At 67.7% G+C, this 22,974-nt stretch carries 25 protein-coding genes; 21 read left to right on the top strand and 4 right to left on the bottom strand.

The genetic code is table 11. From position 1 onward, the window contains the following. Positions 1 to 103 precede the first annotated feature (103 nt). From fliP to FZ029_RS27390, 4 genes are read left to right on the top strand one after another with little or no spacing between them, the layout of a single operon-like run. Positions 104 to 883, top strand: coding sequence for a flagellar type III secretion system pore protein FliP (gene fliP, locus FZ029_RS27405; protein ID WP_188052071.1), 780 nt, complete (start codon positions 104 to 106; stop codon positions 881 to 883). A 4-nt stretch (positions 884 to 887) separates the two neighbouring features. After that, on the top strand, positions 888 to 1,172 hold the full coding sequence (locus tag FZ029_RS27400; RefSeq protein ID WP_247892527.1) for a hypothetical protein: 285 nt from the start codon (positions 888 to 890) through the stop codon (positions 1,170 to 1,172). A gap of 9 nt (positions 1,173 to 1,181) precedes the next feature. Continuing rightward, positions 1,182 to 2,210 carry a flagellar motor switch protein FliG gene (locus FZ029_RS27395; RefSeq protein WP_085090932.1) on the top strand — a complete coding sequence of 343 codons (1,029 nt, stop codon included), beginning with the start codon at positions 1,182 to 1,184 and terminating at the stop codon, positions 2,208 to 2,210. Between the two features lie 30 nt (positions 2,211 to 2,240). Further along, positions 2,241 to 2,951, top strand: a complete 711-nt coding sequence (locus FZ029_RS27390; protein WP_149272827.1) for a hypothetical protein — start codon at positions 2,241 to 2,243, stop codon at positions 2,949 to 2,951. Positions 2,952 to 3,129: 178 nt separating this feature from the next. Here FZ029_RS27390 and FZ029_RS27385 read toward each other — a convergent pair whose 3' ends face one another. After that, entirely contained in the window at positions 3,130 to 3,570 is a 441-nt protein-coding gene (locus FZ029_RS27385) for a hypothetical protein (protein WP_149272826.1), read from the bottom strand. A 387-nt stretch (positions 3,571 to 3,957) separates the two neighbouring features. Here FZ029_RS27385 and FZ029_RS27380 point away from each other — a divergent pair, with 387 nt between their 5' ends. The 9 genes from FZ029_RS27380 to FZ029_RS27340 all read left to right on the top strand — a co-directional run bounded on the left by FZ029_RS27380 (position 3,958) and on the right by FZ029_RS27340 (position 13,737). Continuing rightward, positions 3,958 to 4,770 carry a response regulator transcription factor gene (locus FZ029_RS27380; protein WP_149272825.1) on the top strand — a complete coding sequence of 271 codons (813 nt, stop codon included), beginning with the start codon at positions 3,958 to 3,960 and terminating at the stop codon, positions 4,768 to 4,770. A 179-nt stretch (positions 4,771 to 4,949) separates the two neighbouring features. Then, positions 4,950 to 6,194: a flagellin gene (locus FZ029_RS33980; protein WP_149272824.1), complete on the top strand. Its 1,245-nt coding sequence runs from the start codon at positions 4,950 to 4,952 to the stop codon at positions 6,192 to 6,194. 161 nt (positions 6,195 to 6,355) lie between these two features. Continuing rightward, positions 6,356 to 6,751 (top strand): flagellar biosynthesis regulator FlaF, encoded by a 396-nt coding sequence (locus FZ029_RS27370; protein WP_149272823.1) that lies wholly within the window; start codon positions 6,356 to 6,358, stop codon positions 6,749 to 6,751. After that, on the top strand, positions 6,741 to 7,202 hold the full coding sequence (locus FZ029_RS27365) for a flagellar biosynthesis repressor FlbT (protein ID WP_149272822.1): 462 nt from the start codon (positions 6,741 to 6,743) through the stop codon (positions 7,200 to 7,202). Before FZ029_RS27370 ends, FZ029_RS27365 begins: the two co-directional genes overlap by 11 nt. 4 nt (positions 7,203 to 7,206) lie before the next feature. After that, a complete protein-coding gene (locus FZ029_RS27360; protein ID WP_149272821.1) occupies positions 7,207 to 7,593 on the top strand; it encodes a flagellar protein FlaG in 387 nt (128 codons plus the stop codon). Continuing rightward, positions 7,590 to 8,381: a DUF1217 domain-containing protein gene (locus FZ029_RS27355; RefSeq protein WP_149272820.1), complete on the top strand. Its 792-nt coding sequence runs from the start codon at positions 7,590 to 7,592 to the stop codon at positions 8,379 to 8,381. Before FZ029_RS27360 ends, FZ029_RS27355 begins: the two co-directional genes overlap by 4 nt. Positions 8,382 to 8,419: 38 nt before the next feature. After that, entirely contained in the window at positions 8,420 to 9,559 is a 1,140-nt protein-coding gene (locus FZ029_RS27350; RefSeq protein ID WP_149272819.1) for a hypothetical protein, read from the top strand. Between the two features lie 366 nt (positions 9,560 to 9,925). Beyond that, positions 9,926 to 11,284, top strand: a complete 1,359-nt coding sequence (gene hflX, locus FZ029_RS27345) for a GTPase HflX (RefSeq protein ID WP_188052070.1) — start codon at positions 9,926 to 9,928, stop codon at positions 11,282 to 11,284. Positions 11,285 to 11,721: 437 nt separating this feature from the next. Continuing rightward, a complete protein-coding gene (locus FZ029_RS27340; protein WP_149272818.1) occupies positions 11,722 to 13,737 on the top strand; it encodes a BCCT family transporter in 2,016 nt (671 codons plus the stop codon). A 7-nt stretch (positions 13,738 to 13,744) separates the two neighbouring features. On the opposite strand, the gene FZ029_RS27335 is transcribed toward FZ029_RS27340, so the two are convergent. From FZ029_RS27335 to fliI, 3 genes are all read right to left on the bottom strand, one after another. Next, positions 13,745 to 14,119 (bottom strand): YbaN family protein, encoded by a 375-nt coding sequence (locus FZ029_RS27335; RefSeq protein WP_247892526.1) that lies wholly within the window; start codon positions 14,117 to 14,119, stop codon positions 13,745 to 13,747. A 99-nt stretch (positions 14,120 to 14,218) separates the two neighbouring features. After that, on the bottom strand, positions 14,219 to 14,809 hold the full coding sequence (locus tag FZ029_RS27330) for a hypothetical protein (protein ID WP_149272816.1): 591 nt from the start codon (positions 14,807 to 14,809) through the stop codon (positions 14,219 to 14,221). Then, positions 14,806 to 16,161: a flagellar protein export ATPase FliI gene (gene fliI, locus FZ029_RS27325; protein ID WP_149272815.1), complete on the bottom strand. Its 1,356-nt coding sequence runs from the start codon at positions 16,159 to 16,161 to the stop codon at positions 14,806 to 14,808. The genes FZ029_RS27330 and fliI overlap by 4 nt, the downstream gene beginning before the upstream one ends. Positions 16,162 to 16,287: 126 nt before the next feature. Here fliI and FZ029_RS27320 point away from each other — a divergent pair, with 126 nt between their 5' ends. From FZ029_RS27320 to flhB, 8 genes are all read left to right on the top strand, one after another. Further along, the gene (locus FZ029_RS27320; protein WP_149272814.1) at positions 16,288 to 16,680 is read left to right on the top strand and encodes a flagellar biosynthesis protein FlgG; all 393 of its coding nucleotides are present in this window, start codon (positions 16,288 to 16,290) and stop codon (positions 16,678 to 16,680) included. 25 nt (positions 16,681 to 16,705) lie between these two features. Further along, complete coding sequence (gene flgC, locus FZ029_RS27315; RefSeq protein ID WP_149272813.1) at positions 16,706 to 17,125, top strand: flagellar basal body rod protein FlgC; 420 nt, start codon at positions 16,706 to 16,708, stop codon at positions 17,123 to 17,125. Positions 17,126 to 17,136: 11 nt separating this feature from the next. Beyond that, on the top strand, positions 17,137 to 17,496 hold the full coding sequence (locus tag FZ029_RS27310) for a flagellar hook-basal body complex protein FliE (protein ID WP_149272812.1): 360 nt from the start codon (positions 17,137 to 17,139) through the stop codon (positions 17,494 to 17,496). A gap of 235 nt (positions 17,497 to 17,731) precedes the next feature. Next, complete coding sequence (gene fliQ / locus FZ029_RS27305; protein ID WP_149200656.1) at positions 17,732 to 17,998, top strand: flagellar biosynthesis protein FliQ; 267 nt, start codon at positions 17,732 to 17,734, stop codon at positions 17,996 to 17,998. Next, the gene (locus FZ029_RS27300) at positions 17,998 to 18,774 is read left to right on the top strand and encodes a lytic transglycosylase domain-containing protein (protein WP_149272811.1); all 777 of its coding nucleotides are present in this window, start codon (positions 17,998 to 18,000) and stop codon (positions 18,772 to 18,774) included. The genes fliQ and FZ029_RS27300 overlap by 1 nt, the downstream gene beginning before the upstream one ends. Before the next feature lie 91 nt (positions 18,775 to 18,865). Next, positions 18,866 to 20,959: a flagellar biosynthesis protein FlhA gene (flhA, locus tag FZ029_RS27295; protein ID WP_149272810.1), complete on the top strand. Its 2,094-nt coding sequence runs from the start codon at positions 18,866 to 18,868 to the stop codon at positions 20,957 to 20,959. Between the two features lie 16 nt (positions 20,960 to 20,975). Continuing rightward, positions 20,976 to 21,734 (top strand): flagellar biosynthetic protein FliR, encoded by a 759-nt coding sequence (locus FZ029_RS27290; RefSeq protein ID WP_188052069.1) that lies wholly within the window; start codon positions 20,976 to 20,978, stop codon positions 21,732 to 21,734. 3 nt (positions 21,735 to 21,737) lie between these two features. After that, complete coding sequence (gene flhB / locus FZ029_RS27285; protein ID WP_149200653.1) at positions 21,738 to 22,820, top strand: flagellar biosynthesis protein FlhB; 1,083 nt, start codon at positions 21,738 to 21,740, stop codon at positions 22,818 to 22,820. The last annotated feature ends 154 nt before the right edge of the window (positions 22,821 to 22,974 follow it).

The raw sequence follows: 22,974 nt of genomic DNA, 5'->3' as shown, positions 1-22,974 counted from the left end.
GTTCCTTTGAGTAACTCCCGCAAGCGTCCTGCCCCCTCTCCCGCGAAGCGGGGGAGGGATGGGGAGGGGGCAACCGCGGCAACCACCCCCCGAAAGCCCTCGCATGCGCCTCCGCCCCCTGACCCTCCTCCTGGCCATCCTCCTCGCCGCCGGCCCCGCGGCGGCGGCACCGCTCAACCTCGGCGCGCTGGGATCGCTGACGGACGGCGCCAGCCTGTCGGGGCGGATCGTCCAGGGCATCGTGCTGCTGACGGTGCTCAGCGTCGCGCCCGGCCTGCTCATCATGGTCACCTGCTTCACCCGTATCATCGTCGTGCTGTCGCTGCTGCGCTCGGCGCTCGGCCTGCAGCAGTCGCCGCCGAACATGGTGCTGGTCAGCCTCGCCATGTTCCTGACCTTCCACATCATGGGGCCGGTGATCGACAGCGCCTGGCAGGACGGGTTGCGCCCGCTGCTGAACGAGCAGGTCACCCAGGAACAGGGATTGGAGCGGATGGTCGAGCCGTTCCGCGGCTTCATGGCCTCCCATGTCCGCGAACGCGACCTCGCCGCCTTCGCCGCCTTCACGGCAAAGCCGAAGCCGGCCACCGAAGACACGGCACCGGCCAGGGACGAGCGGCCGGTGACGGCGGAGAGCGTCGACCTGCGGCTGCTGATGCCCGCCTTCCTGCTGTCGGAACTGCGCCGCGCCTTCGAGATCGGCTTCCTGCTGTTCCTGCCCTTCCTGGTGATCGACATGGTGGTGGCGGCGATCCTGATGGCGATGGGCATGATGATGCTGCCGCCGGTGATGATCGCGCTGCCCTTCAAGATCATCTTCTTCGTGCTGACCGACGGCTGGTTCCTGATCGCCGGCAGCCTGATCCGCTCCTATGGGGTGTGAGCCGATGGACGACACGCCCGCCAGCCCCCCCGCAAGCCTTGCCGACAGCCTGCTGGCGCTGGCCCGCCGCCGGGGCGTGGCGGTGCCGGAGGATGGCTCGGTCGCCGGGCTGCTGGCGGCCCTCGACCCCAACCCGCTGATCCCGCATCCGTTGCTGCTGGTGGCCGGCGCGGTGATGGCGGTCGCCTTCCGTCATGACCGCGCGCTGGCCCTGCCGCCGGCCGATGCCTTCGATGGCGGGGGCGACCCCGCCCCGTCCTCCGTCCCCTCCGCCGATTACTCCTTCTGAGGTGCCGTCATGGGAACGCCGATCAAGATCCGTGAGAACTACAAGAGCCTGACCGGCGTGGAGAAGAGTGCCGTCATCTTCCTGGCCTTGGGCGAGGAGCGTGGCTCGCGGCTGATGGAGCGGCTGGACGAGGACGAGATCCGCCTCGTCAGCCGGGCAATGGCGACTCTCGGCAACGTCACCTCCAATCTGGTGGAGACGCTGATGCGCATCTTCACCGAGCGGTTCGCCAATGCCGGGTCGGTGATCGGGTCCTATGACAGCACGGAGCGGATGCTGAACCGCTTCCTACCGGCCGACCGCGTGACGGAGATCATGGGCGAGATCCGCGGCCCCGCCGGCCGCACCATGTGGGAGAAGATGTCCAACGTGAACGAGGGGGTGCTCGCCAGCTATCTGGCCGGCGAATATCCCCAGACCGCGGCGGTCATCCTGTCGAAGATGCGGGCCGACCACGCCGCCAAGGTGCTGGTCCTGCTGCCCCCCGCCATCCGCACCGAGGTGATCGAGCGCATGATCCAGATCGAATCGGTGCAGCGCGAGGTGCTGCTGGACATCGAATCGATCCTGCACAACGAGTTCATGGCGAATTACGCCCGTACCCACGGCAACGATTCGCTGGAGCGGATGGCCGACATCTTCAACCGCATCGACCGCGAGACGCTGACCGAGATCTTCGACGATCTGGAAACGGTGATGCCGGAGCCGACCCAGCGCATCAAGCAGCTGATGTTCACCTTCGAGGATCTGATGCGACTGGACCGCGTGTCCCTGCAGGCGGTGATCCGCCGCTGCGACACCGGCCAGCTCGCCATCGCGCTGAAGGGGGCGCCGGCACCCCAGCGCGACCATTTCCTGTCGGTGCTGTCGGAACGCGCCCGCCTGATCCTGCTGGACGAGATCGAGAACATGGGTCCCTTGCGCATGCGCGACGTCAACGACGCCCAGGCGGAGATCGTCCGCGTCGCCAAGGCGATGGCCGACGACGGCACCATCATCATCCCGCAATCGGACGACGCCGACACCGTCGTCTATTGAGCGGAGCGGCAGGCAATGGGAATCAACTGAATGGCTGGGCGCGACCTCGTCCCCCGGCGTGTGCCGCCGCCGGAACTGCTGGCCGCGCAGTTCGCCGCGACGCCGCCACCCGCCCCGCGCGCCACGGATGACGGCGACGAGGCCGGGCCGCTCGTGCGCCGCCTCCTCGACCTGCTCGATTCGCTGTCGCCGGCCGATGCGGCGCTGGCGCGGGGATGCCTGCCGCGCTGCGATTCGACCTTCGGCGCCGCGCTCGCCCTGTTCCTGGCGGCGACGGCGGAAGGCTGCCGCGGCTGGCTGGGACCGGAGGCGGCGGCCCGGCTGGAGGATCTCGACGGCGGGCTGCTGCTCGACGACTGCGACCGGGCGCTGGCCGCGCGGTTCCAGCCGGTGGACGGACGGCTGTGGCGCCTGTCGCGCGTGCCGCTTCTGGACAGCGGCGAAAGCCTGTTGTGCGCCGTCGGCATCGAAGACGGCCTGTCCGACCGCATCACCCTGGTGCTTCAGGCCCGGCCGCAGCGGTTGGGTCCGGTGCAGCTGATGGCGACGCTCGCCGGCCGCCGGCTGGACGTGACCCTGCGTCTGGCGGCGGGGTTGCCGTCCGCCGCCCTGGCCGACCTGCACGAGACCTTCCGCGCCGCCCTGACCGACTGCCGGCTGGACGGCGCGCTGACCGTCGGCCCGCTGGCCGATGCCTGGCTGGGGCTGGACCGGCCCCTGTCGTCCGATCTGGCGCTGTGAGAACCTGTAAGGTTTTCGCGCTGATGATCGGCCGTCATCCCCGCGAAGGCGGGGATCCAGGAAACTCCGCGGATCGGTTGCCGAGACGGCTGGATTCCCGCCTTCGCGGGAAAGACGGCTGAAAAAAGCGGCTGCTGTGATCCGATGCGAAGTGGTTCAAGATTGCGGCACCTCCCCCTCAAATCTCCCCGACCGGCCTGATCTGGGTCGGCACGCCCGGCGCGGGAGGCGGCGGCAGCGTGCGCAGCGAGGCGCCGGCGGCCTCACGCATCGCGGCATATCCGTCCTCCGGGAAGCGGTGGATCAGCGTCCGGTAGGACGCGCGCGCCACCTCCGTGCAGTTCAGGATCTGGAACTGGTCGCCCTGGCGCAGCAGGGCGGCGGCCTCGTCGGTCTTCGGGTGGCCGGCGATGGAGGACCCGACCGCGTACCACCGCCCATAAGCCGACCACATGTCGCGCACCGCATCGCCGTCGCATTGGCCGGCGGTGAGCGCCTTTTCAAGGGCTTGGCGGTAATCGCTGTCGGGGGCCTGCGACAATTGCGCACAGCCCGCCAGGACGAACAGGCAAGCAGCGGTGGCGGCCGCCGGCAAGACGGGTGCCTTCGTTCCGGACATGGAACCTCCTCAAACGCGGATGCCCGGCGACGCTAGGACATCAGGGTTAAACCAGCGTTCATATTCATGAGCGTTGGTTTTCCATCCGATTACTGTCGTTAACCAAACATGGCGGGACGATTGCTGGTTGCTTGTGGTGATCACTATAAATTCACGTCGAATCTCAAAGTAAAACCGGTATTACATAAAAATTTATCCAGTGTTTATCCAAACGAAACTATTAAAACGGCGTAAAACGCTCGAATGTCCTATATCAACTCGGCTACCCCAAAGTGTTGACACATCGCCTTTCGATGGGTTCTTTTGATCCTGTGATAAGCGTGTGATATCAACGCAATTGCGTAAAAATCAATGCTTACCAGCGCTTGCTCGACAATGGAGAATCCAATGCAGGCTTTGCTGATTGAGCCAGCCGATCTGATCGCCGATGCCATCGGCAAGCAACTCGCCCTGTGCAAGGTTAACCATGACCGCCTGGACCTGAATGGCCTGCGCGATCTGGTGGGCGGGCATGGCTCCATCGACATCGGCCATGACGCGATCATCATCGGCGACGTCGGCGATACCGAGGCCTGCGTGGCGATGCTCCGCGCCCGCAACGTGACCGCCGCGATCATCTGCCTGATCGAACGCCGCTGCGCCAACACCACCGCCGGCATCCTGCGGGCAGGCGCCGACGACGTGCTGGTGAAGCCGGTGGTCAGCACCGAAATCCGCGCCCGGCTGGAGGCGATCCGCCGCCGGTCCTACGGGCTGACCAGCAACGCGGTGACGGTCGGCCGCCTGACGGTCTTCCTCGACGGCCGCGACCCTGAGGTGGACGGCGAGCGCCTGCGCCTCAGCCAGCGCGAGCACGCGATCCTGTCGGTGCTGGCTCTCAACCACCGCCGCGTGGTGTCGAAGGAACACATCTACGAGGAGGTCTACGGCCTGTCCGGCTCCGACCCGCTCGACAAGGTGATCGACGTCTATATCTGCAAGCTGCGCAAGAAGATCGACACGGCGACCGGCGGCGGCCGCTACATCGAGACGGTCTATGGCCGCGGCTACAAGTTCGAGGCGCCGCCCGACCATGTCGCTCCCGACCGCGCCCAGCTGATGCTGGACCGCTGGTCGGGCGCCGGCGGGCTGGCCGGCCCCCGCGTGCCCTTCATCCCGCCGGTGGTGCCGCGCGCCGCCGCCCGCGCCGTCGGTCGTTGACCGCAGTTCCGTTGCCGCAACCCGTCCGTCCCGAACGCCTGCGATTTTTTACCCCGGCTTAAACCGGCTCGGTCATCCTCGAATTTGCCGCTCGCGCCCCCGCACATTGGATCGGGAAGGCCGGCGCGAATGGCCCCGGCGTCAGAAAGGCGCCATGCATCTCGCGAATGGAGATACCCATGGCCTCGATTATGACGAACACCTCCGCCATGACCGCGCTGCAGACCCTGCGTCGCGTGACCGGGGATCTGGAGACCACGCAGGACCGCATCTCGACCGGCCTGAAGGTCAACAACGCCAAGGACAACGCCGCCTACTGGTCGATCGCCACCACCATGAAGGCCGACGTCGCCGGCTTCAAGGCGGTCAAGGAATCGCTGGAGCTGGGGTCCGGCACCACCAACACCGCGTCGGTGGCCTCCAAGAACATCGTCGAGAACCTGCAGACGCTGAAGGCCCGCGTCATCGCCGGCCAGACCAACGGCGTCGACAAGTCGCTGATCCAGAACGACGTCGACCAGCTGGTGAAGCTGATCAAGGGCGCCGCCGCCGACGCATCGTTCAACGGCGACAACCTGCTGCGCGTCACCTACTCCAACGACGGCACGGCCAAGGACAAGAACGTCGCCATCCTGGCGTCGCTCAGCCGCAGCGACGGCAGCGTCGATCCGAGCTACATCGACTTCCAGCGCCAGGACATGCGCGTGGAATCGATCGTCGGCAAGGCCACCATCGAACAGCAGGTCGACTCGACCAACGCCACCAAGGCCAAGGTCGACATCAAGTTCGGCGCCCCCGGCGACACCTTCATCGACGGCCAGAATCTCGGCCTCGGCAGCCTGACGCTGACGGTGACCAAGGAGGACGGCACCAAGGCCGACGTGTCGGTCGACCTGTCGGCCCAGACCTACGACACCGACCTTGCGACCACCCAGGGCAACATCGCCACCGCGGTGAACACCGCCCTGACCGCCGCCGGCGGTGACTTCCAGGTCGCCTTCACCGGCGACACGCTGACCTTCACCGACCAGGACAAGAACACCGACGGCAACTTCACCGCCCAGGTGTCCGGCCTGTGGGTCGGCTCGAAGGAGAGCGACGCCTTCGGCGGCCTCGCCGATCTGACCCAGATCGACGTGGTCAACAACTCCAAGAAGTCGCTCGAGGTCATCAACAAGCTGCTCGACAGCGCCATCGGCAAGGCGTCGGTCATCGGCTCCATCGAGAACCGCGTGTCGGTGCAGAACGACTTCGTGTCGAAGCTGACCGACTCGATGAACAAGGGCATCGGCGCCCTGGTCGACGCCGACATGAACGAGGAATCGAGCCGCCTGCAGGCCCTCCAGGTCCAGCAGCAGCTCGCCATCCAGGCTCTGTCGATCGCCAACCAGGGTCCGCAGAACATCCTGTCGCTGTTCCGCTAAGTCCCTGACGGGCGGTGCCGTCGTCCAAAATCGGGGCCAATCCCCTGGACGATGGCGCCGCCCCATCGGCCGTTCGCGTCCTTTTCTCGCATCCGTCGCCAAAACCCACCGCAACCGGTCCGGCATCCCGCCGCAAAGGACCCCACCGCAGGGGTGCGCCCATGAGCATCGCCGCCTACCACCAGACCATCGCCGAGTGCGACGATCCGCGAAGGATCGAGTACCGGGTGTTCCTGCGGATCACCCTGGCGCTGGAGAACAACCGCGACGCCGACTGGCGCTCCGCCGCGCTGAAGGACGCGCTGTGGCGTAACCTGGAGCTGTGGAACACGCTGCGCGCCGACCTGCTGGAGGACGGAAACGCCCTGCCGGAGGCGTTGCGCGCCGGTCTGGTCTCGCTGTCCTTCGCGGTGAACCGCAACACCCAGCGGGTGCTGCGCGGCGAGGGCGGCATCGACCTGCTGCTCCACATCAACCGTTCGGTGATGCAAGGGCTGCAAGGGGCGGCGCAGGCCACGCGCGAACTGGCGACGGAGGATCTGTCCTATGGCACTTAAACTGCGCCTGAAGCCGTGCGAGCGGGTGGTCATCAACGGCTGCGTCGTGCAGAACGAGAACCGTCGCTACACGCTGACCATTTCCAACTTCGCCCAGATCATCCGCGGCAGCGACATCCTGCAGGAAGAGGATGCGGTGACCCCGGTGCGCCGCGCTTATTTCCTGATCCAGAGCATGCTGCTCGATCCGACCGTCGCCGCCAACGGCAGCGGTGCGGCGGCGGAGATGATGGCGCAGCTTTACACCACCTTCACCCGCCCGGACATCCAGGACCGCATCGCCCGCGCCATGGGCCATATCGGCGAGCGCGACTATTACAAGGCGCTGTCCGCCCTGCGTCCGGTGATGGAGTATGAAGGCACGCTGCTGTCGCCGGCTCCCTCCGCTCCGGCGCCGTCCTTTCAAACGGACGGCCTCGATCATCACACGGGCCACCACGCCGGAGGATGACGCCATGCCGCCCCCCGTCACCGGCGTGACCGGCCCGTCCGGCGAACGCTCTCCCGCCAGCGCCGACATCATCGCGGAGGCGCGCCAGCGTCAGGCCGACCGCCTGCGGGCCGCCCAGGCCGAAACGACCAAGCCGGCCGAGGTGGTGGAGCGCGCCCAGAAGACCACCGGGAAGACCGATGCGACCGAGGCGGAGGCGAAGCGCGCCACCGGGCCCTACCGCGTCAATCTCGATCCCGACACCCGGCGTCTCTACACCGAGGTGCTCGACACCGCGACGGGGGAGGTCATCATGCGCATCCCCGCCGGCTACGGCGCCGAGACCGATGCCGCCGACGAGAACCCCGCCATTCCGCGCAGCGGTGAAAAGACCAGCGAGGTGGAGGCATGACCACGCTGGTCGACCTGCGCGTCGTCACCAAGAACCATGACCGCTACGAACAGGCGGTGCGCAGCCGCCCGGCGGTGCAGCGCGCCGTCTCCTATTTCCAGGACAACATCGGCAAGATCGCCAGCACCGAAGACTTCATGAAGGACGACAAGCTCTATCGCTTCGTCCTGGAGGCCTTCGACCTGGGCAGTCAGGCGAAGTCGCGCGGACTGATCCGCAAGGTTCTGGAAGAGGGGGTGAGCGACCAGTATTCCACCGCCAACCGGATGAGCGACACCAAGTTCCGCGAGATGGCGACCGTGCTGGGCTTCGCCGAAAACGGCGGCGACAATTTGAAACAGCCGGCCGTGGTCCAGGCGATCATCGACCGCTACGTCAACGTGACGCTGGAGGTCGAATCGGAGGACAGGAACCCGGCGGTGCGCCTCGGCCTCTATTTCCAGCGGCGGTCGTCGAACATCACCAACTGGTATCAGGTGATGGCCGACAATGCCCTGCGCAAGGTGGTCTACACCACGCTGGGCCTGCCCGACCAGACGGCGCTGCTGGAGGTCGACAAGCAGAAGGCGCTGCTGGAAAAGCGCATGGACATCGCCGACCTGAAAAGCCCGGAGAAGGTCGCCAAGTTCCTCGACCGCTTCGCCGCGATGTACGACATGCAGAACGGCGGTGCCACCGCAACCGCCGCCATGCCGTCGATCGGCCCGATCTCCCGCAATGGCCGGGCCTCGGTCATCTCCATCGATCCATCCATCACCATGACGCTGATGAGGTTCCCGCGCTTCTGACAGACCGCGGGGCTCGCCCAAGCGGGAGGAGTCCAGCCGTGCAGCCGCCAGCGGGCATCCCACAGGACCGCAGGTCCGGCGAATTACGAGACCGCAAGGGCCGCGACCGCATCCGCCCGCCGGCCACCACGGGGGCCGCAGCCGTGCAGTTGCGCGGGGCCTCGACGGCGGAGGAGGATGACGGGCGCGACGCCCTGCACATCCTGCCCTTGTCGATCCTGCCCCTGGAAACGCCGGGGCTGCGCCGGGCACGGCTGATCAAGAACGTCCGGCTGGAGACGGTGGCGGAGCTGTTCAACGATGCCCAGACCGGCAGCGGCCAGATCGGCATCGGCCAATTATCGAAATGCTTCGGCATCGACGGCCCGGAATTCCGCCGCGACCTGCGCAAGATCGTCCGGATCGGCGAGGCCGCCAGCTTCGACGTCTACAGTTTGCGGCTGGAGCTGCGCCGCCTGAACATCGATGTGGAGGAGGCGGGCGCGCTCCGCCTGTCGGCCGCCAAGCGGGCGGAGCTGACCAGCTACATGCGTGTCTTCACCCGCCCGCTGGTGGAGCATGTCTATGGCGCGCAGGGGGCGGACATCGCCAGCATGGACGAGCTGGTGCGCCTGTTCGCCCAGCCCGACGTGGAGGAGGCGCGGCGCCGGCTGCAGATGACGGCCGACCGGCTCGACATCCCGTTGCAGGAAATCCCGGCCTTCCTGGAGGAATATGCCGACATCTTCCTGTCGCTGGCCTATTTCAAGCGCTGCCTGGACGACATCGTGCCCGACGTGCAGGGCTTTCTCGGCTGGATGGCGGAACTGTTCCAGGTCAGCGAGGTGCGGCGCGACGCCCGACAGCGCAGCATGCTGGACGAGATCGGCCATGATTTGACCGACATCGCCACCTCCATCACCGGGCGGTTCGAGAGCTTCGACAACCGATCCCGCGATTTCTGGCGCGACATCAACCCGGAAAGCTTCCGCAGCATCCGCGACCTGATCGTCACCCATCACCTGACCATCGGCGGCGTTCTCTGCGGTCTGGCGGTGAAGATGAATCTGTGGAAGCACCGCTTCGCCCGCGGCGGTGGCCCGGTGCGCCGGCTGGAGTTCATCCGCTCGGAAATCCTCCCCGGCCTGGCCCACATCAAGACCATCGAACAGGCGTCGCGCAACAGCATGGGCCGGTGAGGATATACCGCCGGAGAATCGTCCCCACGCCCTTGTTTTGAGCGTCGCCCCCCTCATCTAATCCGGTGTGGGCGGCGACGCTCCTGTTCCAGTGCAGTATCGCGTGCCGAGACCGCTTTCCCGGCCGGCGCGGCAACTTCGGTGATCTCCCTTGATCTAAGTTCCCCGGTTCGGCCTCCCGCCTCGGGTGTGCCGACGCTCTCCTCTCCGACCTCGTGACGCGCAGGCCGCCGCGACCCTCCCCCGTGCCGTGGCGCCGCCGGTGGGGTCGGAGAGGACCCCTTCTTCCCGATTTCCGAGCTTCGCATCCGCGAGGGATGCGCGCATGCCCCGCGCATCCGGCGCCGGGGCGGACAAAGGAACCCTATGGGCACGCATCAGACCACCGATTTGAAAACCACCGAAACGTCGCGCTCCGCATTGGGCCGCGCCCTCGTCCTCCATCCGGTCCTACGCGGGGCCGACACCGACCGCAGCCCCGAAGCCTCGCTGGAGGAAGCGGTCGGCCTTGCCGCGGCCATCGATCTCGACGTGGCGCAGGCCGCTGTCGTCAAGGTCAACCAGCCGCGCCCGGCCACCCTGCTGGGCGGCGGTGCCATCGAGCAGTACGCCAAGCTGATCGAAGACGCACGGGAGGCGGGCGAGGCCATCGACCTCGTCATCGTCGACCATGCGCTGACCCCGGTGCAGCAGCGCAACCTGGAGAGGGCGTTCGGCGCCAAGGTCATCGACCGTACCGGCCTGATCCTGGAGATCTTCGGCGCCCGCGCCCGCACCCACGAAGGCCAGCTTCAGGTCGAACTGGCGTCGCTGAGCTACCAGAAGTCGCGGCTGGTGCGGTCCTGGACCCACCTTGAGCGCCAGCGCGGCGGCTTCGGCTTCCTCGGCGGCCCTGGTGAATCGCAGCTGGAGATCGACCGCCGCCTGATCGGCAACCGCATCGTCAGGATCAAGCGGGAGCTGGACGAGGTCCGCCGCACCCGCGGCCTGCACCGCAAGGCGCGGGCCAAGGTGCCGTACCCGGTGGTGGCGCTGGTCGGCTACACCAACGCCGGCAAGTCCACCCTGTTCAACCGGATGGCCGGCGCCGACGTGTTCGCGAAGGACCTGCTGTTCGCCACGCTCGACCCGACCATGCGTCAGGTGGTGCTGCCGTCGGGCCGCAAGGTCATCCTGTCCGACACCGTCGGTTTCATCTCCGACCTGCCGACCCATCTGGTCGCGGCCTTCCGCGCCACGCTGGAGGAGGTGCAGGCGGCCGACATCATCCTGCATGTCCGCGACATCGCCCACCCCGACACCGAGGCCCAGAAGGCCGACGTGGAGGCGATCCTGGCCGATCTCGGCATCGATCCGGAGCGCGACCCGCGCGTGGTCGAGGTCGCCAACAAGATCGACCTGCTGGACGGGGCGGAACTCGACGCCGTGCTCGCCCGCACCGAACGGGCCGGCAACGCCTGCGCGGTGTCGGCCGCGACCGGCGGGAGGCTGGACACGCTGTTCCGCATCCTCGACGACCGGATGACCGCCGGCCGCGAACTGGTGGAGCTGGATGTCGCGCATGGCGACGGCGCGACGCTCGCCTGGCTTTACGCCCATGGCGAGGTGGTCGGCCGCCGCGACGACGACAGCCACGCCCATCTGCGGGTGGCCATCGAGCCAGCGACGCTGGCCCGCATGGCGCATCCGAGGGCGCATCCGGGGCAGGGCCGCGTCGCCGCCTGACCGGCGGATCGATTCTGGAAGGGAAGGGGCTGCCGGAAACGGCGGCCCTTTTTCTTTGTCCGCTGCATAGATTGCAGAATGAAAAACACTGTATAGATTGATAGAATATTTGAAATCTGCGAGATAGTTTTATAAAGAACCAAATTATTACCCCATAGTCAATTGTATCAAAGAGGAGGTGTGCCATCAATTAGAAGATTGTCGGCGTCAGCTAATCTTATATCTCAGATCAAGATGTTTGACGGCCCCCGGAAAATATGTATGATCCCGCGCTTCGATTTGTGCGACCGCGCGATTCGCGCGATGCGAGCAGTTTGCGCAAGGATGCCGATCAGTGGCTTTTCCTGGCGGGCTCGCAACATTCACTCACCCGGGTCGTTGTGCTGTCAGCGTCTCGACACGCTTACGCTTGGGCGGGCTTGTTTCGGAGTGCCAACATGCATGGGATCAACAAAACCGTATCTTTCACTGCCGGGGGGATAATTCTTCTTTTCGTCGCGGTGGCGGCGCTGTTCACCGAACCGTTCAGCGCCCGCGTTTCGGCGGTGCAGGCTGCCATCGTCGGGAATTTCGGCTGGTTCTATGTCCTGACCGTCGCCGGATTCCTGCTGTTCGCCCTGTGGCTCTTCATCAGCCCCTACAGCGCGATCAAGCTGGGCAAGGACGATGACGAGCCGGAATTCAGCTATCCCACATGGTTCGCCATGCTGTTCAGCGCCGGCATGGGCATCGGCCTGCTGTTCTACGGCGTCGCCGAGCCGATGCTGCATTTCTCCAACCCGCGCGTCGGCGTGGGCGGAACGCCGGATGCCGCGCGCGAGGCGATGAATCTGGCCTTCCTGCATTGGGGCCTGCATGCCTGGGGCATCTACATCGTCGTCGGGCTGGCCTTGGGCTATTTCGCCTACCGCCACGACCTGCCGCTGACGATCCGCTCGGCGCTCTACCCCCTGCTGGGCGACCGCATCCGCGGCTGGCCGGGCCATATCGTCGACATCGTCGCCATCTTCGGCACGCTGTTCGGCATCGCCACCTCGCTCGGCCTCGGCGTCATGCAGATCAACGCCGGGCTTGAGTATCTGGGATTGCTCAGCGTCGGCACGGTGCAGCAGATGGTGCTGATCGCCGTCATCACCGCCATCGCCACGGTGTCCGCGGTCAGCGGCGTCGGCAAGGGCATCCGCCGACTCAGCGAGTTGAACATGCTGGCCGGGCTCCTGCTGCTGGCCTTCGTTTTCCTGCTTGGCCCGACGGTCTTCCTGCTGTCCACCCTGGTCGAGAATATCGGCCGCTATCTGTGGACGCTCCCCTTCACCAGCTTCCGCACGCTGCCCTATTCCGGCGCCGAATGGCAGGCCAGCTGGACCATGTTCTATTGGGGCTGGTGGATTTCCTGGGCGCCCTTCGTCGGCATGTTCATCGCGCGGGTGTCGCGCGGCCGAACCATCCGCGAATTCATCGGCGGCGTGCTGTTCGCGCCGGTCGCCCTGACCTTCGTCTGGTTCACCGTGTTCGGCGAAACCGCCATCCACATCCAGATGTTCGAAGGCGGCGGCATGGCCAAGGCGGTGGCCGACAGCATCCCCACCGCGCTGTTCGTCATGCTGGACCGCCTGCCGCTCAGCACGATCACCTCCGCCATCGCCACGCTGATGGTCATCACCTTCTTCGTCACCTCGGCCGATTCCGGCGCGCTGGTCATCGACATCATCGGCTCCGGCGGCAACCAGGATCCGCCCATCGCCACCCGCATCTTCTGGGCGGTGCTGTCCGGCGTCGTCGCCGCCATCCTGCTGCTGGTCGGCGGGCTGCAGGCGCTGCAGACGGCGGCGGTCACAACCGCGCTGCCCTTCGCGGTGGTCATGGTGCTCATGTGCATCAGTCTGGTGGTCAGCCTTCGCGAGGAGCGCAGCGTGGCGCAGGACCGGCGCACGACCCGCGAATCCATTGGCTCCGGCGTACCTGCCGGCGCTCCCGCCGACGGGGCCGTACTACCGCAGCCGGTGACGATCGACGGCGACTGGCGGCAGCGGCTGGCCGCGATGGTCGGACGCCGGACCGCGGCGCAGGCCGCCCTTCCCCCTGGCAGTACCGCCGCCCGGCAGGAGGTCGCCCGTTTCATCGCCGAGACGGTGCAACCGGCGCTGCGCGACGTGGCGCTGGAGCTGGAGCGGCACGGCCGGCGCGTCGAGATCGAGACGGGCACCTTCAGTGCCGGCATCGCCGTGCTGCGCAACGGGGAGGAGGAGTTCTCCTACTCCATCCGCGCCCGCGCCTACCATCCGATGACCTTCGCCTTCCCGGAGATGCAGGACAAGCGCGCCGCATGGCAACGGCGCGTGGAGGTGATCCTGCGCGGCGGCCTTCACAAATACCTGCCGCCGGACCGCACCTCCCGCGAGGGAATCACCCAGGACATCGTCCACGAATACGGCAAGTGGCTGGGCTGGTGAGCGGAGCCTATCCGTCCGAAGGCGGCGGACGCGACACCACATACACAGCCACGGCCGCCATGGCCAACCCGGTGCCGGCGAGCACCGGGTAGCCGGGCGACGACAGGGCGAGCACGGCGAAGCTGGACGACATGCCGCCGACCGCCATGACCTTCGCCTTCACCGGGATGGCGCCGCGGTCCTGCCACTCGCGCACGGCACGGCCGAACCGCGGGTCGTTGCGCATCCGCTCCCGCAGTTCGGGATTGCCGCGGGCATAGGCCCAGCCGGCGACCAGCAGGAAGGGGACGGTGGGCAGGATGGGCAGGAACGCCCCGGCGGTGGCCAGTCCGACCGCGCCATGGCCAACCAGGAGCCACAGCCGCCGCCGGCCCTTCGCCATGCCCATATCCTTGCTTTCGTCCACTGCCCGCCTGTTCATCATGGAACCCGGTGCCGATCATTGAACCGCGCCCGGCGGTGCCATGCAAGCGCGGGTTGGTCACCCCGTTTTGCGCACCGTCCCCGGCGCGCCGGCCTTCGCCGTGGCTTCCATGCTGTAGAGCTTCGCCAACAGCTGCGGCGCCGCTTGTTCGCCCGCCGGCACCGCTGCCGCCACGTCTCCCGCCTCCGCCCCTGACTTGCGCCGCAATGCCTCCGCCAAGGACTGGGGGGAGGGCAGGGCGGGATCGCCGCCACTCCCATCGCCGCCGCCCATCCAGGGCAGCGTCCCGGCCGGCGCGCCCTCCGCCGCCGTCTCCGTCCCGTCCTCCAGCAGGCTGCCGATATGGCCCAGCACGCTGTCGCCGGTGACCTCCTCGAACGCCACCATGGCGGCGCTGCCGATCAGGCCGGGCAGGCCGCCGAACAGGAAACCGCCGGCCAGCCGGGCGGGGATCGAGATGCTCTCCCCCGTCGCCTCGCGGTAGACCGACGACACCACCGGCAATTGCTGGAGCGGGTTGACGACGTCGAGCAGGTCGTCGAACCCGACGCTCATCCTGTCGGCCAGCGTTTCCTCCGGCTCATTCGATTTGCGCTGGGCGGTCGGCGGGCTGACGGCCTGGGCGGCCAGTCTGGTATTGACGCTCATGCATGGTCTCCGATGGCGGCGAGCAGCCTGTCCAGCCGCGCGAAACTCTCGGCGGAGGGGGAGGGGTCGTCCTTGCCCTGGCGCAGGAAGTCTTCCAGCTGCGGGTGCAGGTCGATGGCGGCGTCGGTCTCCGGATCGGTGCCGCGCTTGTAGGCGCCGAGCCGGATCATCTCCTTCATGCCGTCATAGGTGGCGGCCAGCGCGCGGGCGCGGCCGACGATGCGGTTCTCCCGCGCGTCGTGACAGCCGGGAAGTGTGCGCGACACGCTGCGCAGCAGGTTCACGGCGGGATAGCGCCCCTGCTCGGCGATCTTGCGATCCAGCACCAGATGCCCGTCGAGGATGCCGCGCACCGCGTCGGCGATGGGTTCGTCATGGTCGTCGCCGTCCACCAGCACGGTGAAGATGGCGGTGATGTCCCCCTCTCCATCACCCTCCGGACCGGGCCCCGCGCGTTCCAGCAGGCGGGGCAGCTCGGCGAAGACGCTGGGCGGATAGCTCTTGGCGGTCGGCGGCTCTCCCGCGGCCAGCCCGATCTCGCGCTGGGCCATGGCGAAGCGGGTGACGCTGTCCATCAGGCACAGCACATGCTTGCCCCCCTGGCCTCCGGAATCGCGCAGTTCCTCCGCCACCGTCATCGTCAGCAGCGCGGCCTGACGGCGCATCAGCGGCGGCTCGTCGGAAGTGGCGACGATGACGACGGAACGCGCCAACCCCTCCGGCCCCAGATCGTCCTGGATGAATTCGCGCACCTCGCGCCCGCGCTCGCCGATCAGTCCGATGACGATGGCGTCGGCCTCGGCATGGCGGGCGACCATCGCCAGCAGCGTCGATTTGCCGACGCCCGACCCGGCGAAGACGCCCAGCCGCTGCCCGCGGCAGAGCGGCACGAAGCTGTCGATCACCCGGATGCCGCTGTCCAGCCGCGCCCCCACCCGGCGCCGGGCGCAGGCGGCCGGCGGCGGCTGGCGCAAGGATCGCGGATGCTCGCCATTCGCCAACGGACCCTTGCCGTCGATCGGCTCGCCCAGCGCATTCACCACCCGGCCGAGCCAGCCGGGACCGGGCCGCAGCATGAAGGCGGTGTCGTCGGTGACGGCGGCGCATCCCTCCGCCACACCATCCAAGTTGTCGAAGGCCATCAGCAGCGAGCGGCCGTTGCGGAAGCCGATGGTCTCGCACAGCACGCGCCCGCCGCGCAGGGTTTCCGCATGGCATTTGTCGCCGACCGACAGCACGCGCTGCAGCCCGTCGACCTCCAGCGTCATGCCGGCGGCCGAGCGGATTTCCCCGCGCCACTGGCGCGTCGGCAGCCGGTCGAGTTCCGCCGCCAGGGTGGCGAGTGCCGGCATCGGCGCTGTCTCCATCATGCCTGTCGATGGAGACAGCCTAGAGCAGCGAATTTAAATCCGGTTTTAAACGGGCGGGCTCATCGTCCGGCCTTGTGTTCCGGTGAGATGTGGTGGAACGAGGTCGCAATGGATTTGAGTAAAATCGGTTTCTTCCAGCTTGCCGGCACGCGTCTCGACTATCTGGCGCAGCGGCAGAAGCTGATCGCCGAGAATGTCGTGAACGCCAACACGCCCGACTACCAGGCGCGCGACCTGAAATCCTTCGACAGCGTCATGGAGGGCATCCGCCCGGTGGAGACCGCCCGCACGTCCGGCCTGCATCTGGCCGGCAGCCGCACCGCCACGCCCTACCGCGAGGAGGGCAAGGCGGGCTTGTGGGAATCGACCCCAAGCGGCAACGCGGTGTCGCTGGAGCAGGAGATGATCAAGGGCAGCGAGACCCGCGATGCCTTCGCGCTGACCACCAGCCTGTTCCAGCGCAATGTGCAGATGCTGCGCATGGCCTGGCGGAACGGCTGACGGCATTTTAGGACGGAGACGAGCGATGATGAACGATGTCCTCGGCGCCACGCTGAAGATCGCCGGCGCCGGGCTCCAGGCGCAATCGACCCGCCTGCGCGTGGTGGCGGAAAACCTCGCCAACGCCGACAGCACCGCCACCTCCAAGGGCGGCGATCCCTACCGCCGCAAGACGGTGTCCTTCGACAGCGTGATGGACCGGGGCGTGGGGGCGGAACTGGTGCAGGTCAAGCAGATCGGCCGCGACCGCAGCGACTTCCAGCTCGCCTACGATCCCTCGCACCCGGCGGCCGACGACAAGGGCTATGTCAAGAAGCCCAACGTGCAGCCGCTGATCGAAATGATGGACATGCGCGAGGCCGGCCGCGCCTTCGAGGCCAGCATGAACGTCATCGAACAGTCGCGCGCGATGATGACCCGCGTCGTCGACCTGCTGCGCAGCTGAGGAGCCGTCCCATGATCGAGATGTCCGTCGGCCGCGTCGCCGCCGCCTACGCCGCCAACCGCAGCCCCATCGCCAGCGGCCTCGCCGAGACCCAGGCGGCCACGTCGCCCCTGTCCGCCGCCGGCCAGCCCGATGCGGTTGCCGCCAGCGCCGAGAGCGACTTCGGCGGTTTCCTCGACAAGTCGATCTCGCAGGCCGTCGACACGCTGAAGGAGAGCGAGCGCGTCTCGCTCGCCGCCGTGTCGGGCAAGGCCAGCGCGCAGGACGTCGTGCGTTCGGTCCTCGCCGCCGAGATGACGGTGCAGAGCGTCGTCGCCATCCGCGACAAGATGGTCCAGGCGTATCAGGAGATCATGCGGATCGCAGTTTGAGCCGCGGTGCTGCCCCCTTCCCCATCCCTCCCCCGCTCTCAGCGGACCTACGGTCCGCCTGTCGCGTCAGCACAAAGCGAAGCTTTGTGCGAGAGCTTCGCGGGAGAGGGGGCCGGACGCTTGGCGGCGTGAGTTATTCGCGAAGCGGCGGAGTTCCCTCTCCCGCGCAAGCGGGGGAGGGTTAGGGAGGGGGCAAAGTAGAGCCGCAACCTCCCACAACCAAAGGACCACCCCCATGAACCAGGCCGACGTGCTGGAGGTGCTGCGCAGCGGCATCTGGACGACCCTACTGGTCGCGGCGCCGCCGCTGATCGTGGCGGTGGTGGTGGGCGTGACGATCTCGCTGGTGCAGGCGCTGACCCAGGTGCAGGAGATGACGCTGACCTTCGTGCCGAAGATCGTCGCGATCCTGGTGGTGACGGTGCTGGCGCTGCCCTTCATGTACGGCACGCTCGCCACCTACGCCGACCGGCTGAGCGACCTGATCGTCGCCATCGACTGATGCTCCGGTTGCGAGCGGTCATCCCCCTTCTCGGGCTGCTCGTAAGTCCGGCCGGCGGTGCGGCGGCGCCGCCGGCCAACCCCTCGCAGATCGGCGTGTGGAGCACCGCGCTCTACGCCCCGCCGCAACCGCCGTCCCAGCCCGCCCCCCAAACGTCTGCCAAAGCCTTGCCGCCGGAAGCGCAGTGCATCGCCGCCATCCTCGACGCGGAGAAGGCGGCCGGCATTTCCGACCATCTGCTGCTGGCGATGGGCTTCACCGAATCCGGCCGGCGGACGGAGGACCGGCTGTTCACCGCCTGGCCCTGGACCGTCAACACCGAAGGGCGGTCCCACTATTTCCCGACCCGCGACGCGGCAATCGCCTTCGTGCGCGAAACGCAGGCGCGCGGCGTGCAGTCCATCGATGTCGGCTGCCTGCAGGTCAACCTGCGCTGGCACCCCGACGCCTTCCCCGACCTCGTCACCGCTTTCGATCCGGTCGCCAACGCCCGCTATGCCGCCTCCTTCCTGTCGGCGCTACGCCGCGATCACGGTTCGCTGGAGACCGCCATCGCCCGCTACCACTCCGCCCAGTCCGAGCGCGGCGAGGCCTATCGCCAGCGGGTGACCGGCAATCTGCGCTGGGTCGCCGGCGCGCTCGGCTATCTGGAGACGCTGGCGGCGGGCCCCAGCGGCGCCGCCCAGACCTGGACCGCGGCGGAACGCGGGCGGCTGAGCTTCCTGTCCGGCCTGTTCGCCGACGGCCCGGCCCGCCCGCTGCTGCCGAGCCAATGACAGCCCAGGGGAGCCGTTTAAATCCCGGTTTTACCGCACCCGCCTATCGTTGCCGGACAAGTGTCCCTCCCTCGAACCCATCCGGACCCCCATGACCCTCACGGATCACGTCCGCAGCCGGTTCGGCCTGCTCGGCGACATCGGGCTGGCGAACCGCGACGTACTGTTCGCGGTCGGCATCCTGCTGGTGCTGGCGGTGCTGTTCCTGCCGGTGCCGTCCTGGTTCCTCGATCTCGGGCTGGCGCTGTCCTTCTCGGTCGCAGTGCTGGTGCTGATGGTGTCGCTGTGGATCCCACGCCCGCTCGATTTCTCCTCCTTCCCCACCGTGCTGCTGGTGGTGACGATGCTGCGGCTGGCGCTGAACATCGCGTCCACCCGCCTGATCCTCAGCGAAGGGCACAACGGCCACGGCGCCGCCGGCCACGTCATCCAGGGCTTCAGCCAGTTCGTGATGGGCGGCAACTTCGTCATCGGCGTGGTGATCTTCTGCATCCTGGTGGTCATCAACTTCGTCGTCATCACCAAGGGCGCCACCCGCATCGCCGAGGTCGGGGCGCGCTTCACGCTGGACGCCATTCCCGGCAAGCAGATGGCGATCGACGCCGACCTCTCCGCCGGCATGATCGACGAGACCGAGGCACGCCGCCGCCGCAAGGAGCTGGAGGACGAAAGCACCTTCTACGGCGCGATGGACGGCGCCTCCAAATTCGTGCGCGGCGATGCGGTGGCCGGTCTGGTCATCACCGTCATCAATGTGCTGGGCGGCATGGCCATCGGCATCGTCCAGAAGGGGATGAGCTTCGACGCCGCCGCATCCGCCTACACCACCCTGACGGTGGGCGACGGGCTGGCGACGCAGATCCCGGCGCTGGTGGTATCGCTGGCCGCCGGCCTCTTGGTGACCAAGGGCGGCAACATCGGCTCCGCCGAAAAGGCGGTGATCGACCAGCTTGGCGCCTATCCGAAGGCACTGCTGGTCGCGGCCGGGCTGCTGGGGGCGCTGGCGCTGACGCCGGGCCTGCCGATGGCGCCCTTCCTCGCCATCGGCGCCGCCTTCGCCGCGCTCGGCTGGTACGCCCCGCGCCGCAAGGCCCGCGCCGCCGCGCTGGCCAAGCTGGAGGAAAGCCGCAAGGCGCCGCCCGCTGTCCCGGAAGAGGCGGTGGAGGACATGCTGAAGGTCGACGAGGTGAAGGTGGAGGTCGGCAACCACCTCGTCCCGCTGATCCTGAACAAGAACGGCCCGCTGACCACCAAGGTGAAGACCCTGCGCAAGCGCTTCGCCACCGAATTCGGCTTCGTCCTGCCGTCGGTGCGCATCAAGGATTCCAGCTTCCTGCCGCCCAAGAGCTACGTCATCAGCATCATGGGGGTGGAAGCGGCGAAGGGCGAGGTGCGCCCGAAGCACCTGCTCGCCATCGACCCCACCGGCGGCGCCGTTCCCGACATCGCCGGCGACGCGACGCGCGAGCCAACCTTCGGCCTGCAAGCCAAATGGATCGACCCGGCCCGTCATGAAGAGGCGGTGGCGAAGGGCTACACCGTCGTCGATCCGGAAAGCGTCATCACCACCCACCTGACCGAGGTCATCAAGGACAACCTCTCCACCCTGCTGACCTTCGCCGCCTTGCAGAAGCTGATCGACGGGCTGGGCCGCGAGTATCAGAAACTCATCAACGACATGGTGCCGAGCCAGACCTCGCTGGTCGTCCTCCAGCGCGTGCTGCAACAGCTCCTGTCGGAACGGGTGTCGATCCGCAACCTGCCGGCCATCGTCGAGGCGGTGGCGGAGGCGGTGGGCTGGACCCGCCACATCACCCTTATCACCGAACATGTGCGGATGCGGCTGGGCCAGCAGATCCACCAGGGTCTGGCCGGTCCCGACGGCTTCGTCTCGGTCATCGCGCTCAGCCCGCGCTGGGAGCAGGCGCTGCTCGACCACATCGTGGTCGAGGGCGACGACCGCCGCTTCGTCATGCCGCCCAGCCAGGTGCAGGAGTTCCTGACCGCGGTGCGCCTGAAGATCCAGAAGCACGCGACCTCCCAGGTCTGGCCGGCCCTGCTGGTGGGGGCGGAGGTGCGGCCCTTCGTCCGCTCGCTGCTGGAACGGGTCAGCCCGATGACCCCGGTGCTGAGCCACGCCGAGCTGCACCGCAAGGCGTCGCTCAAGACCGTCGATCAGGTGTAGGCGGATGGACGGGCCGATGGGGGACTTGAGCCAGTTCCTGACCCTGGAGATCTATCGCGGCTTCATCGTGCTGGCGCGGGTGGCGGCGGCCATCGGCCTGTTGCCGGGCTTCGGCGAGGCGGCGGTGCCGATGCGGGTGCGGGCGGCGTTGGCGATCATCGTCACGCTGGTTCTGCTGCCGGGGGTGGATGGCCTGCCCGAGCGCATGCCGGACCAGCTGGTGGAGATGCTGCGCGCGCTGGCGGGGGAGACGCTGGTCGGCGCCTATCTCGGCCTCGGCGCCCGGCTGTTCATGGCGGCCCTGCAGACCACCGGGGCGCTGACGGCCCAGGTCGTCGGCCTCAGCAATCCCTTCTCCATGGAGGCCGCGGGGTTCGAGGGCGGATCGGTGCTGTCCGGCGTGCTGCTGATCGGCGGGCTGGCGCTGCTGTTCGCATCGGATGTGCATTACCTGATGATCGGCGCGCTGGCCCGCTCCTACGGCTCCTGGCCGGCGGGGGTGTTCCCCGACCTCGGCATGGTCGCCCAGCGCTTCGCCGAGCTGCTGGCGACCACCTTCCGGTTGGGCGTGGGGCTGGCGGCGCCCTTCATCCTCTACGGGCTGGTGGTGAATGTGGCGCTGGGGCTGGTCAACCGGGTGATGCCGGCGATGCCCGTCTATTTCGTCGCCACCCCCGGCGTGCTGATGGTGGGGATGGGCCTGTTCATGGCGACCGCCGGCGCGATGCTGACCGCCTTCGTCGCCGCGCTGGGCGGCTGGCTGTCGGGGTCTTGACCCATGGCGGAGCAGGACGACGAACAGAAAACCGAAGAACCGACAGAAAAACGACTGCGCGAGGCGGCGGAAAAGGGCGACGTCCCCCGCGCCCGCGATGTCGGCCTGCTGTCCGCCATGGTCGCCGCCTGGATGATCGTGCTGATGGCGGTGCCCGGCGTCGCCTCGAACCTGTCGGCCCTGCTTCTGCCGCTGATCGAGAATCCCGACGACATCCGCATCGACGGCAGTGCCATCGACGTCATCCACAGCCTCGCTTGGCTGATCGGCGGCGTCGCGGTGGCTCTGCTGCCGGTGCTGGGCATCCTGCTTGGCGGGGTGGTGGTGTCGGCGCTGGGGCAGGGGCGGTTCGTCGTCGCAAGCGACCGCATCCGGCCGAAATGGTCGCATCTGTCGCCGGCGTCGGGCTGGAAGCGGATCGCCGGCCGCCCGGCGCTGGTCGAATTCGCCAAGAGCCTGGTCAAGCTCGCCATCATCAGCGCTGCTGCCTGGCACGCGCTGGCGCCCTACATCGCATGGACGGAGGATACTGTGGGCATGGACGTCGCCGGATTGCCCGTGCTGCTGCGGGACGTGACCTTGCGGCTGCTGCTGGCGGTGCTGCTGGCGACCGTCCTGATGGCGGCGGTGGATGTGCTGTGGAACCGCCTGGAATGGCGCCGCCGGCTGCGCATGAGCCACCAGGAGATCAAGGACGAATACAAGCAGATCGAGGGCGACCCCAACGCCAAGGCCCGCCTGCGCGACATCCGCCGCTCGCGTTCGAAGAAGCGGATGATGGCCAACGTCCCGCGCGCCACGGTGGTCATCACCAACCCCACCCATTTCGCCGTGGCGTTGGAATACGAGCGCGGCCGCACCGCCGCCCCAATCTGCCTCGCCAAGGGCGCCGACCTGATCGCGCTGCGCATCCGCGCGCTGGCCCAGGAACACGACATCCCCATCGTCGAGAACCCCCCGCTCGCCCGCGCCCTCCACGCCTCGGCCGAGGTCGACGCCACCATCCCCCTCCAGCACTATCAGGCGGTGGCGGAGGTCATCACCTATGTGCTGAAGCTGAAGGGCGGGCTGGCGCGGCGGGGCTAAATTGCCCTCTCCCGCCCCGGGAGAGGGAGGGGACCCGCCGAAGGCGGGGAGGGTGAGGGGTAGCCCAAGTATCCCGAACCGCATGGCTCCGTGCCTGACCTCTCATCCCCTTGCCATCCCGCCGGTCGCGTGCCAGGAACGGTATCGCCAGCCC

The organism is Azospirillum sp. Sh1, assembly GCF_008365135.1.
In the GTDB taxonomy this organism is placed as follows: domain Bacteria; phylum Pseudomonadota; class Alphaproteobacteria; order Azospirillales; family Azospirillaceae; genus Azospirillum; species Azospirillum oryzae.
The sequence above is the reverse complement of the archived record's forward strand: the minus strand, read 5'-3'. Positions and strand labels throughout refer to the sequence as shown.

Bases quoted from the DNA above. Each gene is read 5' to 3' on its own strand.
- FZ029_RS27290 (WP_188052069.1), top strand. From the start codon at position 20,976: ATGGGGGACTTGAGCCAGTTCCTGACCCTGGAGATCTATCGCGGCTTC.
- FZ029_RS27320 (WP_149272814.1), top strand. From the start codon at position 16,288: ATGGATTTGAGTAAAATCGGTTTCTTCCAGCTTGCCGGCACGCGTCTC.
- FZ029_RS27330 (WP_149272816.1), bottom strand. From the start codon at position 14,809: ATGAGCGTCAATACCAGACTGGCCGCCCAGGCCGTCAGCCCGCCGACC.
- FZ029_RS27335 (WP_247892526.1), bottom strand. From the start codon at position 14,119: ATGGCGAAGGGCCGGCGGCGGCTGTGGCTCCTGGTTGGCCATGGCGCG.
- fliP (WP_188052071.1), top strand. From the start codon at position 104: ATGCGCCTCCGCCCCCTGACCCTCCTCCTGGCCATCCTCCTCGCCGCC.
- hflX (WP_188052070.1), top strand. From the start codon at position 9,926: ATGGGCACGCATCAGACCACCGATTTGAAAACCACCGAAACGTCGCGC.
- FZ029_RS27300 (WP_149272811.1), top strand. From the start codon at position 17,998: ATGCTCCGGTTGCGAGCGGTCATCCCCCTTCTCGGGCTGCTCGTAAGT.
- FZ029_RS27340 (WP_149272818.1), top strand. From the start codon at position 11,722: ATGCATGGGATCAACAAAACCGTATCTTTCACTGCCGGGGGGATAATT.
- flhB (WP_149200653.1), top strand. From the start codon at position 21,738: ATGGCGGAGCAGGACGACGAACAGAAAACCGAAGAACCGACAGAAAAA.
- fliI (WP_149272815.1), bottom strand. From the start codon at position 16,161: ATGCCGGCACTCGCCACCCTGGCGGCGGAACTCGACCGGCTGCCGACG.
- FZ029_RS27385 (WP_149272826.1), bottom strand. From the start codon at position 3,570: ATGTCCGGAACGAAGGCACCCGTCTTGCCGGCGGCCGCCACCGCTGCT.
- FZ029_RS27400 (WP_247892527.1), top strand. From the start codon at position 888: ATGGACGACACGCCCGCCAGCCCCCCCGCAAGCCTTGCCGACAGCCTG.
- FZ029_RS33980 (WP_149272824.1), top strand. From the start codon at position 4,950: ATGGCCTCGATTATGACGAACACCTCCGCCATGACCGCGCTGCAGACC.
- FZ029_RS27310 (WP_149272812.1), top strand. From the start codon at position 17,137: ATGATCGAGATGTCCGTCGGCCGCGTCGCCGCCGCCTACGCCGCCAAC.
- FZ029_RS27380 (WP_149272825.1), top strand. From the start codon at position 3,958: ATGCAGGCTTTGCTGATTGAGCCAGCCGATCTGATCGCCGATGCCATC.
- FZ029_RS27370 (WP_149272823.1), top strand. From the start codon at position 6,356: ATGAGCATCGCCGCCTACCACCAGACCATCGCCGAGTGCGACGATCCG.
- FZ029_RS27365 (WP_149272822.1), top strand. From the start codon at position 6,741: ATGGCACTTAAACTGCGCCTGAAGCCGTGCGAGCGGGTGGTCATCAAC.
- FZ029_RS27395 (WP_085090932.1), top strand. From the start codon at position 1,182: ATGGGAACGCCGATCAAGATCCGTGAGAACTACAAGAGCCTGACCGGC.
- FZ029_RS27360 (WP_149272821.1), top strand. From the start codon at position 7,207: ATGCCGCCCCCCGTCACCGGCGTGACCGGCCCGTCCGGCGAACGCTCT.
- FZ029_RS27390 (WP_149272827.1), top strand. From the start codon at position 2,241: ATGGCTGGGCGCGACCTCGTCCCCCGGCGTGTGCCGCCGCCGGAACTG.
- FZ029_RS27355 (WP_149272820.1), top strand. From the start codon at position 7,590: ATGACCACGCTGGTCGACCTGCGCGTCGTCACCAAGAACCATGACCGC.
- flhA (WP_149272810.1), top strand. From the start codon at position 18,866: ATGACCCTCACGGATCACGTCCGCAGCCGGTTCGGCCTGCTCGGCGAC.
- fliQ (WP_149200656.1), top strand. From the start codon at position 17,732: ATGAACCAGGCCGACGTGCTGGAGGTGCTGCGCAGCGGCATCTGGACG.
- flgC (WP_149272813.1), top strand. From the start codon at position 16,706: ATGATGAACGATGTCCTCGGCGCCACGCTGAAGATCGCCGGCGCCGGG.